At 61.5% G+C, this 15,070-nt stretch carries 15 protein-coding genes and 1 riboswitch; of the genes, 4 read left to right on the top strand and 11 right to left on the bottom strand.

From position 1 onward, the window contains the following. Nucleotides 1–80: 80 nt before the first annotated feature. From BWP39_RS17745 to BWP39_RS17720, 6 genes are all read right to left on the bottom strand, one after another. Nucleotides 81–1,712, bottom strand: a complete 1,632-nt coding sequence (locus tag BWP39_RS17745; protein ID WP_096722263.1) for an ABC transporter substrate-binding protein — start codon at nt 1,710–1,712, stop codon at nt 81–83. Nucleotides 1,713–1,913: 201 nt separating this feature from the next. Next, nucleotides 1,914–2,744 (bottom strand): methylenetetrahydrofolate reductase [NAD(P)H], encoded by an 831-nt coding sequence (metF, locus tag BWP39_RS17740; RefSeq protein WP_096722261.1) that lies wholly within the window; start codon nt 2,742–2,744, stop codon nt 1,914–1,916. Between the two features lie 34 nt (nt 2,745–2,778). Next, entirely contained in the window at nt 2,779–3,132 is a 354-nt protein-coding gene (locus BWP39_RS17735) for a phage holin family protein (protein ID WP_091017354.1), read from the bottom strand. 150 nt (nt 3,133–3,282) lie between these two features. Further along, nucleotides 3,283–4,704, bottom strand: a complete 1,422-nt coding sequence (ahcY, locus tag BWP39_RS17730) for an adenosylhomocysteinase (RefSeq protein ID WP_096722258.1) — start codon at nt 4,702–4,704, stop codon at nt 3,283–3,285. 31 nt (nt 4,705–4,735) lie between these two features. Next, nucleotides 4,736–4,853, bottom strand: a riboswitch (S-adenosyl-L-homocysteine riboswitch). Between the two features lie 79 nt (nt 4,854–4,932). After that, on the bottom strand, nt 4,933–5,655 hold the full coding sequence (locus tag BWP39_RS17725) for an LrgB family protein (protein WP_096722714.1): 723 nt from the start codon (nt 5,653–5,655) through the stop codon (nt 4,933–4,935). Between the two features lie 7 nt (nt 5,656–5,662). Next, nucleotides 5,663–6,157 (bottom strand): CidA/LrgA family protein, encoded by a 495-nt coding sequence (locus BWP39_RS17720; RefSeq protein ID WP_096722256.1) that lies wholly within the window; start codon nt 6,155–6,157, stop codon nt 5,663–5,665. A 120-nt stretch (nt 6,158–6,277) separates the two neighbouring features. On the opposite strand from BWP39_RS17720, the gene BWP39_RS17715 reads away from it, so the two are divergent. Next, nucleotides 6,278–7,192 carry a LysR family transcriptional regulator gene (locus BWP39_RS17715; RefSeq protein ID WP_096722254.1) on the top strand — a complete coding sequence of 305 codons (915 nt, stop codon included), beginning with the start codon at nt 6,278–6,280 and terminating at the stop codon, nt 7,190–7,192. A gap of 54 nt (nt 7,193–7,246) precedes the next feature. Here BWP39_RS17715 and BWP39_RS17710 read toward each other — a convergent pair whose 3' ends face one another. Beyond that, nucleotides 7,247–7,684, bottom strand: a complete 438-nt coding sequence (locus BWP39_RS17710; RefSeq protein WP_096722712.1) for a YciI family protein — start codon at nt 7,682–7,684, stop codon at nt 7,247–7,249. A gap of 364 nt (nt 7,685–8,048) precedes the next feature. Here BWP39_RS17710 and BWP39_RS17705 point away from each other — a divergent pair, with 364 nt between their 5' ends. Beyond that, nucleotides 8,049–8,690: an ATP phosphoribosyltransferase regulatory subunit gene (locus BWP39_RS17705; RefSeq protein WP_235851433.1), complete on the top strand. Its 642-nt coding sequence runs from the start codon at nt 8,049–8,051 to the stop codon at nt 8,688–8,690. 30 nt (nt 8,691–8,720) lie between these two features. Here the strand turns inward: BWP39_RS17705 and BWP39_RS17700 are convergent, their stop codons facing one another. Next, nucleotides 8,721–9,413, bottom strand: coding sequence for a cytochrome b/b6 domain-containing protein (locus BWP39_RS17700; protein WP_096722250.1), 693 nt, complete (start codon nt 9,411–9,413; stop codon nt 8,721–8,723). Between the two features lie 347 nt (nt 9,414–9,760). Here BWP39_RS17700 and BWP39_RS17695 point away from each other — a divergent pair, with 347 nt between their 5' ends. Next, nucleotides 9,761–10,087 (top strand): type II toxin-antitoxin system RelE/ParE family toxin, encoded by a 327-nt coding sequence (locus tag BWP39_RS17695; protein ID WP_096722248.1) that lies wholly within the window; start codon nt 9,761–9,763, stop codon nt 10,085–10,087. After that, nucleotides 10,080–10,412 (top strand): helix-turn-helix domain-containing protein, encoded by a 333-nt coding sequence (locus BWP39_RS17690; protein WP_096722246.1) that lies wholly within the window; start codon nt 10,080–10,082, stop codon nt 10,410–10,412. Before BWP39_RS17695 ends, BWP39_RS17690 begins: the two co-directional genes overlap by 8 nt. Before the next feature lie 79 nt (nt 10,413–10,491). Here BWP39_RS17690 and BWP39_RS17685 read toward each other — a convergent pair whose 3' ends face one another. From BWP39_RS17685 to BWP39_RS17675, 3 genes are all read right to left on the bottom strand, one after another. Next, the gene (locus tag BWP39_RS17685) at nt 10,492–11,238 is read right to left on the bottom strand and encodes a glucose 1-dehydrogenase (protein WP_096722244.1); all 747 of its coding nucleotides are present in this window, start codon (nt 11,236–11,238) and stop codon (nt 10,492–10,494) included. A 298-nt stretch (nt 11,239–11,536) separates the two neighbouring features. Then, nucleotides 11,537–12,736, bottom strand: a complete 1,200-nt coding sequence (locus BWP39_RS17680; protein WP_207556880.1) for a porin — start codon at nt 12,734–12,736, stop codon at nt 11,537–11,539. A gap of 495 nt (nt 12,737–13,231) precedes the next feature. Next, entirely contained in the window at nt 13,232–14,860 is a 1,629-nt protein-coding gene (locus tag BWP39_RS17675) for a GMC family oxidoreductase (RefSeq protein ID WP_096722242.1), read from the bottom strand. Nucleotides 14,861–15,070 lie beyond the last annotated feature (210 nt).

Genomic DNA, 15,070 nt, shown 5'->3' with positions numbered 1-15,070 from the left:
GGCGACGAGGGCTTGTGACCCCGGTCGCCGGACCATTTCGACCAGTTTTCTAACCGTGCGAAAAGCTTAACGCGAAAGTCTTACTGCATGCCCACACCGTCGAAACGCAGGTAACCGAGCGGCTCGATGCGCATGTCGATCACCTTCTTGCTGACCGGCTGATACACCGTCGAGTGCGCGATCGGCGAGAACGGCAGTTGCTGCGCGAAGATCTGTTGTGCCTGCGTGTAGATCTTCGTGCGCTCGGCCTGATCGGACGTCGTGCGGCCCTTCTGCACGAGGTCGTCGAACGGCTTATAGCACCACTTCGAGAAGTTGTTGCCGTTCACCGCTTCGCAGCCGAGCAACGTGCCGAGCCAGTTGTCCGGATCGCCATTGTCGCCAGTCCAGCCAATCAGCATCGAATCGTCTTCACCCGCGTGGGCGCGCTTGATGTACTCGCCCCACTCATACGTAACGATCTTCGCGCGCACGCCGATCTTCGCCCAGTCGGCCTGGATCATTTCGGCCATCAGCTTGCCGTTCGGATTGTACGGACGTTGCACCGGCATCGCCCACAACGTCATGTCGAAACCGTTCGCAAAACCGGCCTTGGCGAGCAGCGCCTTCGCCTTTTCCGGATCGTAGGCTGCGCTCTTCAGGCTCTTGTCGTAGGACCATTGCGTCGGCGGCAGCGGGTTCGTCGCTGGCTGCCCCGCACCCTGATACACGGACTCGATGATCGCCTTCTTGTTGATCGCCATGTCGAGCGCCTGACGCACGACCAGGTTGTCGATCGGCTTGTGCGACACGTTGTACGACAGATAACCGAGGTTGAAGCCCGGTTGCGACGGCATCGCGATGTTCGGCTCGGCCTTCAGCGGCGCGATGTCGGCCGGACGCGGATAGCTCATCACCTGGCATTCGTCGCGCTTCAACTTCTGCACGCGCACGCCTGCATCCGGTGTGATCGAGAAGATCAGCTTCGAGATCTTCACGGCACCCGGCTTCCAGTAATCCGGATTGCCGTCGAAGCGGATCGTCGCGTCCTTCGTATAGCTGCGGAAAATAAACGGACCCGTACCCACCGGCTTCTGGTTGATGTCGGCGGCTTTGCCGGCCTTCAGCAGCGAATCTGCGTATTCAGCAGACAGGATCGAGGCGAATTCCATCCCGAGGTTCTGGATGAACGGCGCGTTCACTTCCTTCAGCGTAAAGCGGACCGTGTACGGGTCGATCTTTTCGACGCTCGTGATCAGCTTGTCGAGGCCCATGTCGGTGAAGTACGGGAACGATGCCGGGTACGCCTTGCGGAACGGCTGGTTCGGATCGAGCATGCGCTGGAACGAGAACACGACGTCGTCCGCGTTGAATTCGCGGGTGGGTTTGAAGTACGCCGTGGTCTGGAACTTCACGCCATGACGCAGATGGAACGTGTAGGTCTTGCCGTCCGGCGAGATGTCCCACGATTCGGCGAGGCCGGGTTCGACCTTGGTGCCGCCGCGCTCGAATTCGACGAGGCGGTTATAGACGGTGAATGTATTCGCCGTGAAATCGGTGCCGGTGGTGTACTGGCTCGGATCGAAACCCGCAGGGCTGCCTTCTGAGCAGTAGACGAGGGTCTTGTTCGGGATGTCGGCGGCGTTCGCCAGTTGAGCGCCCGCCATCGATGCCGCTGCGGCCGCGACGAGCGTCGTGAGCCGTGCCGCGCGCAACAGTTTGTTTTGCTTCATGTTTCCTCCAGGTTTCGGCGCCGGCCAAAGCCAGCGTAGCGCGATATTACTGAGCTTTACGGGACGCCACAAGCGGACTAAATTCGCCGCGCGGCACGGCGCGAGCGCGGTGTGGCGGGTGTCTGCGGAGGTTTTGTGGGTCGGGGCGCGCGATTTTGGGATAGATAATGGCGCCTGGCCGGGCACACGCCCGGCCGTTACTCAGGTACCCAGCCGTTCGCAGATCGATTTTGTCGCGGCCGCGCCGTTCAGCGTGTAGAAATGCAGGCCCGGCGCACCCCCGTCGATCAACCGCCGACACAGGTTCGTCACGACGTCGAGTCCGAACGCCCTGATCGCATCGCGATCGTCGCCGAAACTCTCGAGCTGCCGTGCGATCCAGCGCGGCACTTCGGCACCGCACATTTCGGAGAAGCGCATCAGTTGCGAAAAATTCGTGATCGGCATGATGCCCGGCACGATCGGCACATCGACGCCGAGCTTGCGCGCATCGTCGATGAAGCGGAAGTACGCATCCGGGTTGAAGAAGTACTGCGTGATCGCCGAGTTCGCGCCGGCCTTGACCTTGCGCGCGAAATTTTCCAGATCGTGACGCGGCGAACGCGACTGCGGATGGTACTCGGGATAACCCGCCACTTCGATGAAGAACCAGTCGCCGAACTCGGAGCGGATGAAGCTCACCAGTTCCGACGCATAGCGCAGTTCACCGACTTCGCCCATACCGGACGGCAGGTCGCCGCGCAGCGCGACGATATGGCGAATGCCGTGCGAGCGGTACTCGTTGAGAATGGCGCGCAGGTTCTCGCGCGACGAGCCGATGCACGACAGATGCGGCGCCGCCTCGAGACCTTCCTTCGCGATATCGACGACGGTATCGAGCGTGCCCTGCTGCGTCGAGCCGCCGGCGCCGAACGTGACGGACACGAACTTCGGCTTGAGCGCCGCGAGCTGCACGCACGTCAGACGCAGCTTGTCGACACCTTCCTGCGTCTTCGGCGGGAAGAATTCGAATGACAGTTCTATCGGATTCATGGATGTGGATGCCAGGCGAAAGGAGCGGCGTGCGTCAGATCAGCGAACGATTGCCGAAAATCAGCGCGGACAGCAGCCACGACACGATGCTGTACAGGATCGAGCCGAAGAACGCGGACCAGAAGCCCGACACCTCGAAACCCTTCAGCAGCGATGCGCACAACCAGAAGCACAGCGCATTGACGACGAGGATGAAGAGACCGAGCGTGACGATGGTGACCGGGAGCGTCAGCAGGATCAGGATCGGCCGCAGTACCGTGTTGATCAGCCCGAGCACCACGGCGACGATCAGCGCGGTGCCGAAACTCTTGATGTGGATCGACGGTACGAGGTACGTAATGATCAGCAGCGCGAGCGCGTTGATGAGCCAGGTCAGCAGTACGGTCATGTCAAGCTCCTTGGAAGCGCGAAGTCCGGATTGAGCGAAGCGGCCGGATACCGTGTGAGTTGCACGATACCGGCCGCCCTGTCTGCAGCGTCGTGCGACGCCCGCGGCCTGATTGCCCGCCGCGGGCGCCATCACGATGTCGTAGCGCTATTAGTAACGATAGTGATTCGGCTTGAACGGACCGTCCTTGTCGACACCGATATAGCCGGCCTGCGTGTCGGACAGCACGGTGAGGTTCGCACCGATGCGCGCCAGATGCAGACGCGCCACCTTCTCGTCGAGCTGCTTCGGCAGTACGTACACCTTGTTCTCGTACTTGTTGCCTTCCGTGAACAGTTCGATCTGCGCGAGCGTCTGGTTCGTGAACGAATTCGACATCACGAACGAAGGATGGCCCGTTGCGCAGCCGAGGTTCACGAGGCGGCCTTCAGCGAGCAGGATCACGCGCTTGCCGTCCGGGAAGATGATGTGGTCGACTTGCGGCTTGATGTTGTCCCACGTGTACTGGCGCGTCGACGCGATGTCGATTTCCGAATCGAAGTGACCGATGTTGCAGACAATCGCGTTGTTGCGCATCGCCTTCAGGTGGTCATGGCCGATCACGTGGAAGTTGCCGGTTGCCGTGACGAAGATGTCGGCCTTGTCGGCCGCGTATTCCATCGTGACCACGCGGTAGCCTTCCATCGCCGCCTGCAATGCGCAGATCGGATCGATTTCCGTCACCCACACCGTCGCACCGAGGCCACGCAGCGACTGTGCACAGCCCTTGCCCACATCGCCGTAACCGGCGATAACCGCGATCTTGCCTGCGATCATCACATCGGTCGCGCGCTTGATACCGTCGACGAGCGACTCGCGGCAACCGTACAGGTTGTCGAACTTCGACTTCGTCACCGAATCGTTGACGTTGATGGCCGGGAACGGCAGACGCCCTTCCTTTTCCATCTGGTACAGGCGGTGCACGCCCGTCGTCGTTTCTTCGGTAACACCCTTGATGTGCGCGAGACGCGTCGAGTACCAGGTCGGATCGGCTTCGAGGTGGCTCGCGATCGACTTGTACAGCGCGACTTCTTCTTCGTTGGTCGGCTTGGAGATGACCGAACGGTCCTTCTCAGCCTTCGAACCCAGGATGAGCAGCAACGTGGCGTCGCCGCCGTCGTCGAGGATCATGTTGGCGAATTCGCCGTTCGGCCATTCGAAGATGCGGTGCGAGAACTCCCAGTATTCGTCGAGCGATTCGCCCTTGTACGCGAACACCGGCGTGCCGGTCTTCGCGATTGCGGCAGCGGCGTGGTCCTGGGTCGAGAAGATGTTGCACGACGCCCAGCGGACATCGGCACCGAGCGCTTTCAGCGTCTCGATCAGCACACCGGTCTGGATCGTCATGTGCAGCGAACCGGCTACACGTGCGCCCTTCAGCGGCTGCTGGACCTTGTACTCCTCACGGATCTGCACGAGGCCCGGCATTTCCGTTTCGGCGATGTTGAGTTCCTTGCGGCCCCAGTCGGCCAGCGACAGGTCGGCAACGGAGAAATCTTGAGTACTTGCGGAATCGTAGACTGCGGCGTTCATCACGCCCTCCTTTCTAAAAATGACTAGAAATTTGACGTGAGCGCCGTTCGATGCGGTGGTTTGCGAAGCGCTACGTGCACTCTTCAAGCCGTCCGATTGAAAGCCTCCAAGCCTGGCGGGGTGAACCCGTCGCAACGCTCCTCGAAGGCGAACCGCGATTGTAGCAAATCGCGATGACGGCGTTGGGTGGGTTTTTTCTGGTTTTTCTGGTTCTGGCTACGACAGCCGCTAGACGGGCAGGAAGCCGAGCAGCGGTGCGATCAGTACCATGACGACGCCAGCGATCATCATCGTCAGGCTCGCGACGACACCCTCCTCGCCGCCCAGCTCGCGCGCCTTCGCGGTGCCGACGCCATGCGCGGCCGCTCCGAACAATGCGCCGCGCGCGAGCCGCGTGCGCAGTGGCACGAGCGCCAGCACGAGTTCGCCGAACAGCATCCCGACGATACCGGTCGCGATCACGAACAGCGCAGTCAGCTCGCGTGGCGCGTGGATCTTGTCGGACACGGCGAGCGCAAACGGCGTCGAGATCGAGCGTGTCATCAGGCTGCGCTGTAGCTCCGGCGACAGATGCAGCAGTCTCGCCAGCAACAGCGACCCACCGACCGCGACCACGATGCCGACCGTCACGCCAACGGCGAGCGAGATCCAGTGACGCTTCAGCAGCTCGCGATATTCGTAGATCGGCACGGCAAACGCGACCGTCGCGGGCCCGAGCAGCCACATCAGGCAGCGCGTGTCGCGGAAGTACACCGGATACGGAATATGCGCGATCAGCACAATCGCGGCCAGCACGGCCGGCACGGCAACGAGCGGCGTCAACCACGGCGAGCGGAAGCGCGCGTACAGCGCCTTCGAGACGAAGTAGAGCGCGATCGTCACGACGAAACAGCCGGCCGCGATCAGGCGTGAAGCGCCATCCGCGAACAGGGAGGTATAGAGCGCGCTCATGGTCGTCTCAGGCCCGCGCCAGATGGCGCGCCAGCCGCACGCGCCGCAGCGCGACACGGCGCTCGATCTTCGCAGCCTGTTCCACGGCGAATGCGACCGCGAACATCACCATCAGCGTCCCACCGACGACCACCAGCGCCAGCCGCCAGCCATCCTCGCGAAACAGACCGCCGTACTGCACGACCGCGACCGCAGCCGGGATAAAGAACAGCAGCATGTCGGACAGCAGCCAGTCGGCGCCAGCCTTGACCCAGCGTGTCGTCACGCCGCCGCAGAACAGCAGCGCGAGCAGGACGACGAGGCCGACCACACCACCGGGCACCGGCAGGTCGAGCATGCGCACGACGAAATCGGCGGCGAGCCAGATGCCCGCCAGCGCAGCGCTTTGCACCGCAATCCGCGCGATCCGCACAATCCGGACGATTTGCAGCACGCCGGCAGCGCGGCTGTTCGCGACGGCGCGCAACAACGGCGGCAAGTGGGCAAAGGCGCGGGAGATCATGGAAAACCCTTAGTTTTTTGACGTAACCGAGTATAGGGAGCACCACGCCATAAATATAATGACTTAGAATCATCCACATCATTCCGAATTGGAATTCTCCTGCACCGAGGGCCTTCAGCCATGGAACTGCGCGCGCTCCGTTATTTCGTCGAAGTCGTTCGTCAGCAGAGCTTCACCGTGGCGGCCGAGCAGATGTTCGTCACGCAGCCGACCATCAGCAAGATGGTGAAGTCGCTGGAAGATGAGATCGGCTCGCCGCTGCTGCTGCGCGATGGCCGCCAGATGGTGCTCACCGATGCCGGGCGCATCGTGTTTCAGCGCGGTCAGGAGGTGCTGGCCGCGCACGCACAGTTGCAGGCAGAACTCGACGATCTGGACAAGCTCGGCCGCGGCCAGCTGACCATCGGCATCCCGCCGATGGGCGGCTCGCTGTTCACGCCGACCATCGCGGCGTTCCGCCAGCGCTATCCGAAAGTCGAACTGAAACTCTTCGAGCAGGGTGCGCGCGGCATCGAAGCCGCGTTGATCGCCGGTGAACTCGAACTGGGCGGCGTGTTGCAGCCCGTCGATCCGCAAGCACTCGACGTGCTACCAATGACGCGCCAGCTACTGTGGCTCGTCGCGCGTCGCGGCTCGCGCTGGGACGGCGCGCAGCAGGTGCCGCTCGGAGATCTGGCCACCGAGCCGTTCGTGTTCTACGGGGAAAGCCTCGCGCTCAACGATGTTGTGCTGAATGCGTGCCGCACGGCCGGCTTTGCGCCGATCATCGTGGGTCGTAGCGGTCATTGGGATTTCATGGCGGCGCTCGTGCAGGCTGGCGTCGGCATCGCCCTGCTACCGGCGCCGTATTGCCGGCGGCTCGATCCGGTGCAGTTCACGTGTCTGCCGGTCGTCGAACCGGAGATTCCATGGGAGATGGCGATCGGCTGGCGCCGCAATGGCTATCTGTCGCATGCCGCGCGCGCGTGGCTCGATGTGGCGCGCGAAACGCTGCCGAGCCAGGCCGGCGACGAGTTCATGCATACGCCGGTGTAGCGGCAACCGGCCGGCGCGCGAGACGATTCGCGCGGCCGGCCTGTCCGTTCGACATCAACGCGGCTTGTTCGCCGCGTTTTCCGCCTCGGCACGCAGACGCTGCTCCTGAGCCTGCAGTTCGGGCGTGAGTTCGGCGCCGAAATCAGCGGCTTCGAACAGCGGACGAATTTCGATTTCGGAATCGCTTTCCATCGGGTTCGGGCAACGCTTGACCCATTCGACGGCTTCCTCCATCGACTTGACCTGCCACAGCCAGAAACCAGCGACCAGTTCCTTCGTCTCCGCAAACGGCCCGTCGACCACAGTCCGCCCGCTGCCCGAAAATTGCACGCGCTTGCCGCGCGAGCTTGGGTGCAGCCCCTCGCCCGCCTGCATCACACCCGCCTTGACGAGTTCTTCGTTGAAGTTGCCCATCGCGGTCAACAGCTCCGTGCTGGGCATCTTGCCGGCTTCCGATTCGCTGCTTGCTTTTACCATCACCATGACACGCATCGTCTTCTCCTTGAGTGGGTAGTGGGAACCGTGCAGATTGTGCTGCGGTTCTACCACTACGACGAACGGAAATCCCGGGAATCGACATCGCTTTCAGAAATTCTTCGTCATGGCCGATATCGTCGGTATGTCGGTATCGGCCCACAAGTCCTGGTTTGTATGCCAGTATCGAGTGCATGGAACTCCGTAACGTCCCGATCAGATCCCATCATCACGGCCGCAGCTCATTGCGCCGTGGTTCGTTACGTCCATAGCACGGAACCCGGGACCTCTCGAGTCCCTTCCATGCACCAACGACCAGGGCGCCCACGGCGCCCTTTTTTATTGTCTATTGTCTACAGGGAGTTCAGCATGACCATGATTCGTGGAACCCGTTTCGTCGTCGGCAATGAAGCCGCGCAAATCCGTACGCTCGAAAGTCGCTTCAGGAGCTATCTTCATTGACGCAGGCGCCGAAGAGGCCATCGTGCCCGCGCTGTGGTCGCAAGACACGTTCATCGAGAAGGCCGGCGGCAGTGAAATCATCGGCCAGATGTGGGCGTTCCCCGACAAGAAGGGGCGCCCGTGTTGTCTGATTCCCGAAGCGACCGCCCTCTTCCAGGAACAGTGCGAAGCATTGCTCGGGCGTCGGCGGGAACGCATGCTGTTTTATATCGCGCGATGCTATCGATACGAGCGGCCGCAAGCCGGCCGCTACCGTGAGTTCTCGCAACTGGGATTCGAATATCTTTGCCCTGATCCACAACAGGCGGCTGTGCGCAGTCAGGCCATCGCCGCGGGATTTTTCGATTCGCTGGGGTTGCGGTATGTCGTCGATGACGCGGCTCGCAGAGGGCTTAGCTACTATCTCGACGGCCGTGGGTTCGAGATGCGCTGCACGGAACTCGGCGCCCAGCAGCAGGTGGCGGGCGGCGGAGCGTATCGCGAGGGAGCCGGGTTTGGCATCGGTGCCGAACGGCTATTGCTGGCGATGACGGCGCAGGGAATCGATAGCCTGTCGCCGTAGTATTTCTTCCATGTAGAGACGCAGTGGCGATCAAAGGTACGTTGCCAGCAACGTCACCACGATCGCCGCTGCGGCCAGTGCCACCAGCGCGCGCCACACCGGCGCTCGTCGCGGCGCGCGGATCGAAGCCGGCAGCGGCTTGCGCCCGGTCAGCATCGGGCGCAGCAGATTGTTTCCCTTCGCGACCGCGTAAAGGACGATTGCGCCAACGTGCAGCGCAACTGCGGCAATCAACACGTACCATCCGATCGCGTGAACCGTCGAAATCGCGTTGGCGATGGAAGCGGGAACCCATGCGCTCAGCGGTCCCTCGTCGGCGACTTCGTTATAGACATAGATGCCGCTCAACGTTTCTACGAAGAGCAACGCGAGGAGCAGCAGCACCATCCAGCCGCCAGCCGGGTTGTGGCCAACCTGCAGATCCGCCTCGCGACGAAAGACATGGCGAAGATGAGCCCATGCGGCAGCAGGTGAAGCGACGAAACTGCGAAACCGCGCGGTCTCGCTGCCGAAGCAACCCCACAACAACCGGAACAACACGAGCGCGAATAACGTCTCGCCGATGCGCACATGCCAGTCGATCCAGTTAAATCGCTCGGTTATGTAGGCGCCGGCTACCAGCAGGACAGTTAGCCAGTGGAACAGGCGTATTGGGAGGTCCCAGACCTGGACGGGGCGAGTGCTGTTGTCCGCGGATGAGCCTGGCTGTTGTTGAGTATCCATCGCCTGACCTCTGTACGCCCGTGTGAACCGGAATGCAGCGCATCGCAGAAGAATCGACAAGGCTCGCGATGGCTACCAATGCAACAAGGCTGTCGCGACGCGAGAGCCCTGGCCATGATAAGTCAGGCGCGAGAGCGATGCGCTGTGAAGACACCATTCGGCTAACTTGAGACGACCGACATTGCACACTAGATTGTCGATCATCGCTCCCCCCAGAGAGTACGAACTCCGGTACAGGGCCCCAAGAGACCGCCCGGATAAATGAAGACCATTCACCGGTGACCCTTCGTGCCCTCCGGCACGACCAGGGCACTTGTCACGTATTAACATATTTGCTAACATCATCTATGACATGGACCGTCACTTACTACAACGATCGTGTCAAACGCGACGTGTTCGCCTTTCCGGTAGGCGTTCTGGCTGACTACCTGCGGCTGCTCGATCTAATGCAGGAATTCGGAGCCGATTTGCGCATGCCGCATTCGCGCGCGATGGGCGACGGTCTTTTTGAGTTGCGCCCGAGAGGGCGGGAGGGTATCGGGCGTGTGTTTTATTGCACGCACGTCGGCCGACACGTCGTTGTCCTGCATTCCTTCGTAAAGAAAACACAGGAAACGCCACCGAACGAACTGCGCACTGCTCACGCGCGTCTGAAAGAGGTACGTAATGGCTAAGGTACAACCGAAATATGCGCGCGCCGATGGATTCAACCCGGTGCCGCACACGAAGGATGACACGGCACGCCTGCTCAGCAAGCCGGCCGTTAAGGCCGCATATGATGCATTGGGTGATGAATATTCAGCCCTGCATGTGATTCTGTCGGCCCGTCGCGATGCAGGGTTGACGCAGGCGCAAATTGCCGAGCGCATGGGCACGACCGCTTCTGCGGTGTCCCGGCTTGAAGCATCGCTGTCGAGCGAAAAGCATTCGCCGTCGTTCGCGACGCTGCGTAAATACGCGGCAGCGTGCGGTAAGAAACTGGTGATTTCGTTTGCTTGATTGCGGTGCGCAGTACTGCCTTCGCCCGACGGCAGGCAAACCCGCACCGCCGGGCGAAGCAACCGCATAAACAACCGCGTTAGCGCAAACCACCACCCGCAAGAAGCTGTTCCCCCGTCAACCACCGGGCATCATCCGACGCGAGGAACACTGCGACCGCAGCGATATCGTCGGGCTGGCCAACACGGCCGAGCGGCGTCTGGCTGACGAGCCCCGTTTCCATCTCCGAACCGATGAAGCCGGCACCGCGTGCGCCTTCGGTGTTCACCATGCCCGGGTTCAATGCGTTGACACGGATCTTCTTCGGTCCAAGTTCCTTGGCGAGCACACCGGTGATCGCATCGACAGCGCCCTTGGTCGCCGTATACACGGCGCTTCCCGGCGGCGTAAGGCGACTGACGACTGAACCGATATTGATCACGCTCGCACCTTCGCCCAGATGTTTTGCAGCAGCCTGCGTCGTAAGTAGCAGACCCAGCACGTTCACATTGAACTGCTTGTGAAAGTGTTCTTCGGTGATCTCTTCGAGCGGCGAAAACTCATACACGCCCGAATTGTTGACGAGGATGTCGAGGCGGTCGTAGGTGTTGATAGCCGCATCGATGATGCCTTTTGCGTCCGCAGCTTTCGACACGTCACCGCGCACGGCAATTGCCTTGCCGCCTGCCGCCGTAATGGTCTGGACAACTGCGTCCGCGCCTTCCCTGCTGGACGCATAGTTGACAACAACCGACGCGCCTTCCGCCGCGAGCGCAACTGCGATACCCGCGCCGATACCTTTCGATGCGCCCGTTACAACAGCTACTTTGCCAGTCAGCTTGCCCATGATCGCTTCCTTTGAGATTCGATGGTTCGATGTGTCGATGCACCGTCGGGACGTTGCCCGGATCTGAGAACGGTGCGACTGGAGCCACTCTACTCAGCGAAAGGCGTGGGATAAATGTGTCTGTGGCGAATACATTTGCCACAATTTCCGAACAGTGCAATCCCGGTCAGCTCGGACGCCACACAAGAAAAAGCCTTCTCTACCCGCCGCGAAGCAGGCAGAGAAGGCCGAAGCACATCTCTTCACGAAACCAACGCTACCGCGGGCACGATCGCCCCCGGGGCATCAGACCATCCGCTTAAAACCGGTGGGTCATACCCACAATCGCCGCCACCTGATGGTTCGTCGATGAGTACGACGATCCGCTGAAGTCCGCCACCGCCTTCTTGCCCGTCGAGTCGACGCCCGAAGCGGTTTCGTAGAAACCGATCGCGTAGAGCGACGTGCGCTTCGACAGCGAATAGATGGTGCCGAGGTTGACCTGGTTGTAGCTGGCGCTGCCAACGCCATCGGCGCCGCCGTTGTGCGTATAGATGTAGGCGCCGGCCAGGATCAGGGCGGGCGTCAACTGGTACTTCACGTTCAGTTCGCCCGAATTGAACGTCGCTGTTCCACCGTTGTATTTGGTGCCGTAGCTGCCTACCGCATTGACCGCACCGAGGTTCTGGAACTGCGTATTCGAGTACAGCACGGCAATCGTTGCCGAGCCGAGCACATACGAACCGCCGGCCGTGATGATCTGCTGCGCACCCGCCGACGCGTAGCCGCCGTAAATACGGCTAGGCATGTTGTTGTTCGCGCCCGTAGCCGACGATGTCGGCGACGACGAGTTGCCCTGATCGCCGAACGTCGCGTAGTACGGGTTCTTGGTGAACATGTAGCTCGCGCCGAGCCGCAGCGGGCCGTTCAGATACGAAACGGCTCCGTCGATGACCTCGTTCTTCGTGAACTGCCCCGCCTGACCGCCAAGGCTGTACAGCAGGCCAACCGACAGGCCGTGGAAGCTGGGGCTCTGATACTTGATCGAGTTCTGCACCCGGTTCGACGTATCGACGTTATCGACGTCGCCGGCGCGCGTTCCGTAACCGAGGCCCGATGCAGCCCAGTCGGCGCCCGACGCAAAGACGGCCGTCGCATCGTTACTGGCGGAATACTGGCGCCCCGCCGTCACCGTACCGTAGGTGTCGCTCTTCAGGCCGACAAACGCCTTTCGTCCGAACTCGAGGCCGCCCTGGCTCAATCCGCCCGTGCCGAGGGTAAAGCCGTTTTCCAGATCGAAGATCGCCTTCAATCCGCCGCCCAGGTCTTCAGCGCCCAACACACCCCAGCGCGACGAGGTGCCGCTGGATTGCGCAAATTGCTGCCCGCCCTTGACGTTGTTGTTGAACAGAATACCGCCGTCGGCAACACCGTACAGCGTCACGCTGCTCTGCGCGTGTGCAACACCCGCAAATGCGCCCATCGCCATGAAGGCGACCGTGGTCTTTTGAATTTTCATCGCAGCCTTTTTCGTTCTCTAAAAGAGGATTTAACCTTGTTGATAAGATCTCTAAACCGTGTACCGCTTGATTGCTTTTATTGTTTAATTGCTATTCGATTAATTTGAAGAATCGTACGATCAAAATAATCTGCACGCTCAAACGTCCAGCATGCCGGTAGCCTGACCAGGGGCGGGGAAACCGCCTCTGGTGCCCAACGGAGAGGACTATCCGGAGCTTCCTGACGTGCGGCCAGACGAACCTTAGAGAGGCCCGGTTTCATTTCTGTGACTGTGAATCGACTTTTATTTTGTCCGAAATATTTGGTCAGAATGCGTGTTATCCGGACAACAGATTTATTGAAATCCTTTAAATCCGGTGGCGTTTCAAGTAGGTTCCGGCGCGAGATGGCGAGCCATAAAGACACAACCCGCCGTCACGCATCGCGACGGCGGGTTGTGTGCTTGCTATCTGCCGCATTCAGGAATCTGCGGTCTGCTTCACCGCTCGCGTGATCAGGCCGTCACGCCCTCCGCTGCCGGCTCGCCCACGCGTCGCGCGGCCGCGATGAACTCCGCCGCGCGCTCGCCGATCATCACGGTCGGCGCATTCGTATTGCCGCCGATCAGCGTCGGCATCACCGACGCATCGACGATCCGCAGCCCCGACACGCCGCGCACCCGCAACTTCAGATCGACCACCGACCTTTCGTCCGGACCCATCCTGCAGGTCGCGACCGGGTGATAGATCGTGTCGGCACGCTCGGTGATGGTCCGGCGCAGATCCGCGTCGTTCTGATCGGGACTTGTGTACAGCTCCTTGCCGCCGGACAGCGCGAGCGAAGGCGCATCGAGAATCCGTCGGGCAATATGCGCGCCTTCGACAAGCAGATCGAGATCGCGCGAATCGCTCAGAAAGCGCGGATCGATGAGCGGCGCGACGCGCGCATCGGCGCTCGCGAGCGTGACGGTGCCGCGGCTCTTCGGTCGCAGCACGCAGGTGTGCAGCGAATAGCCGTGGCCCCAATGCATGTGACGGTTGTGATCGTCGACGAGCGCTGCGCAGAAATGCAGTTGCAGGTCGGGCCGATCGAGGGTCGGTCGGCTCTTCAGGAAACCACCGGCCTCCGCAACGTTGCTCGACAGCATGCCGCGTCCGTGGCGGGTGAACGTGACTAACTGCGGCAGCATGCGCGCGATGCCGCGCAGCGAGAAACCGGTCGGCTCAATCGAACGTACGCGCTTGTTGATCGTGAAGTCGATGTGATCGATGAGGTTCTGTCCGACTTCCGGCGCATCGTGCAGCACCGGTATGCCGAGCGCCTGCAGATGGTCTGCAGGGCCGATGCCCGAACACATCAGCAGTTGCGGCGAATTGAACGCGCCGCTCGCAAGCACGACTTCCGCGCGTGCTTCGAGTGTTTCGGTGCGGCCACCGCGCACCACTTCGACGCCGCTCGCGCGCTTGCCATTGAACGTCACGCGCAGCACGGTGGCATCGGCGATCAGATGCAGATTCGAGCGCGGACGGTCGTAAATGTATGCCCGCGCCACGCTGCAACGGCGACCGTCGCGCTGTGTCACCTGATAGAACCCGATACCCTCCTGATCGAGCCCGTTGAAGTCGTTGTTCGGCCGATGCCCTGCTTCGAGCGCGGCCTGCACGAAACGCTGCGAAAAGGGATTGCGAAAGCGCAGATCACTGACCGTCAACGGACCGTCAGCGCCGTGCCACGCATCGGCGCCGCGCTCGTTGCCCTCGGCGCGACGAAAGTACGGCAGCACATCGGGCCAGCCCCAACCGTCGCAGCCGAGCTGTGCCCATTCGTCGTAGTCGAGCGGATGGCCGCGCGTGTAGATCATCGCGTTGATCGCACTCGATCCGCCGAAGCCGCGGCCACGCGGCTGATAACCGCGCCGCCCGGCCAGACCCGGTTGCGGTTCGGTTTCGTAACCGTAGTTGGTTTTCAGCTTGTACGGCACGGCAACGGCCACGCCGGTCGGCATGTTGACGAACATGTTGCGGTCCGTATGCGGCCCCGCCTCGATCAGCGCGATCGTTGCATCGGGGCAGCTGTCCGCGAGGCGGCTGGCAAGCGAGCAACCGCCCGATCCAGCGCCGACGATGATGTAGTCGTATTGCATCCCTGTCTCCGTCTATTAGCCACTTGAGCCTGCAACATCAGCGCCCACATTGCCCGTGCGGCATGTTGCGTGCACACTTGTCTACGTGCGTCTCATGCCGCATTGTAGGGAGCGCGACGGTGCGCGCGGCGCCCGATGTCAGAGCGATCCCTCTAAACGGATCGCATCCCGTCCCCCTATGATGAAAGATGCTGCTCGCGCCCCCGGCGC

It is taken from the genome of Paraburkholderia acidicola (assembly GCF_002362315.1).
In the GTDB taxonomy this organism is placed as follows: domain Bacteria; phylum Pseudomonadota; class Gammaproteobacteria; order Burkholderiales; family Burkholderiaceae; genus Paraburkholderia; species Paraburkholderia acidicola.
The sequence above is the reverse complement of the archived record's forward strand: the minus strand, read 5'-3'. Positions and strand labels throughout refer to the sequence as shown.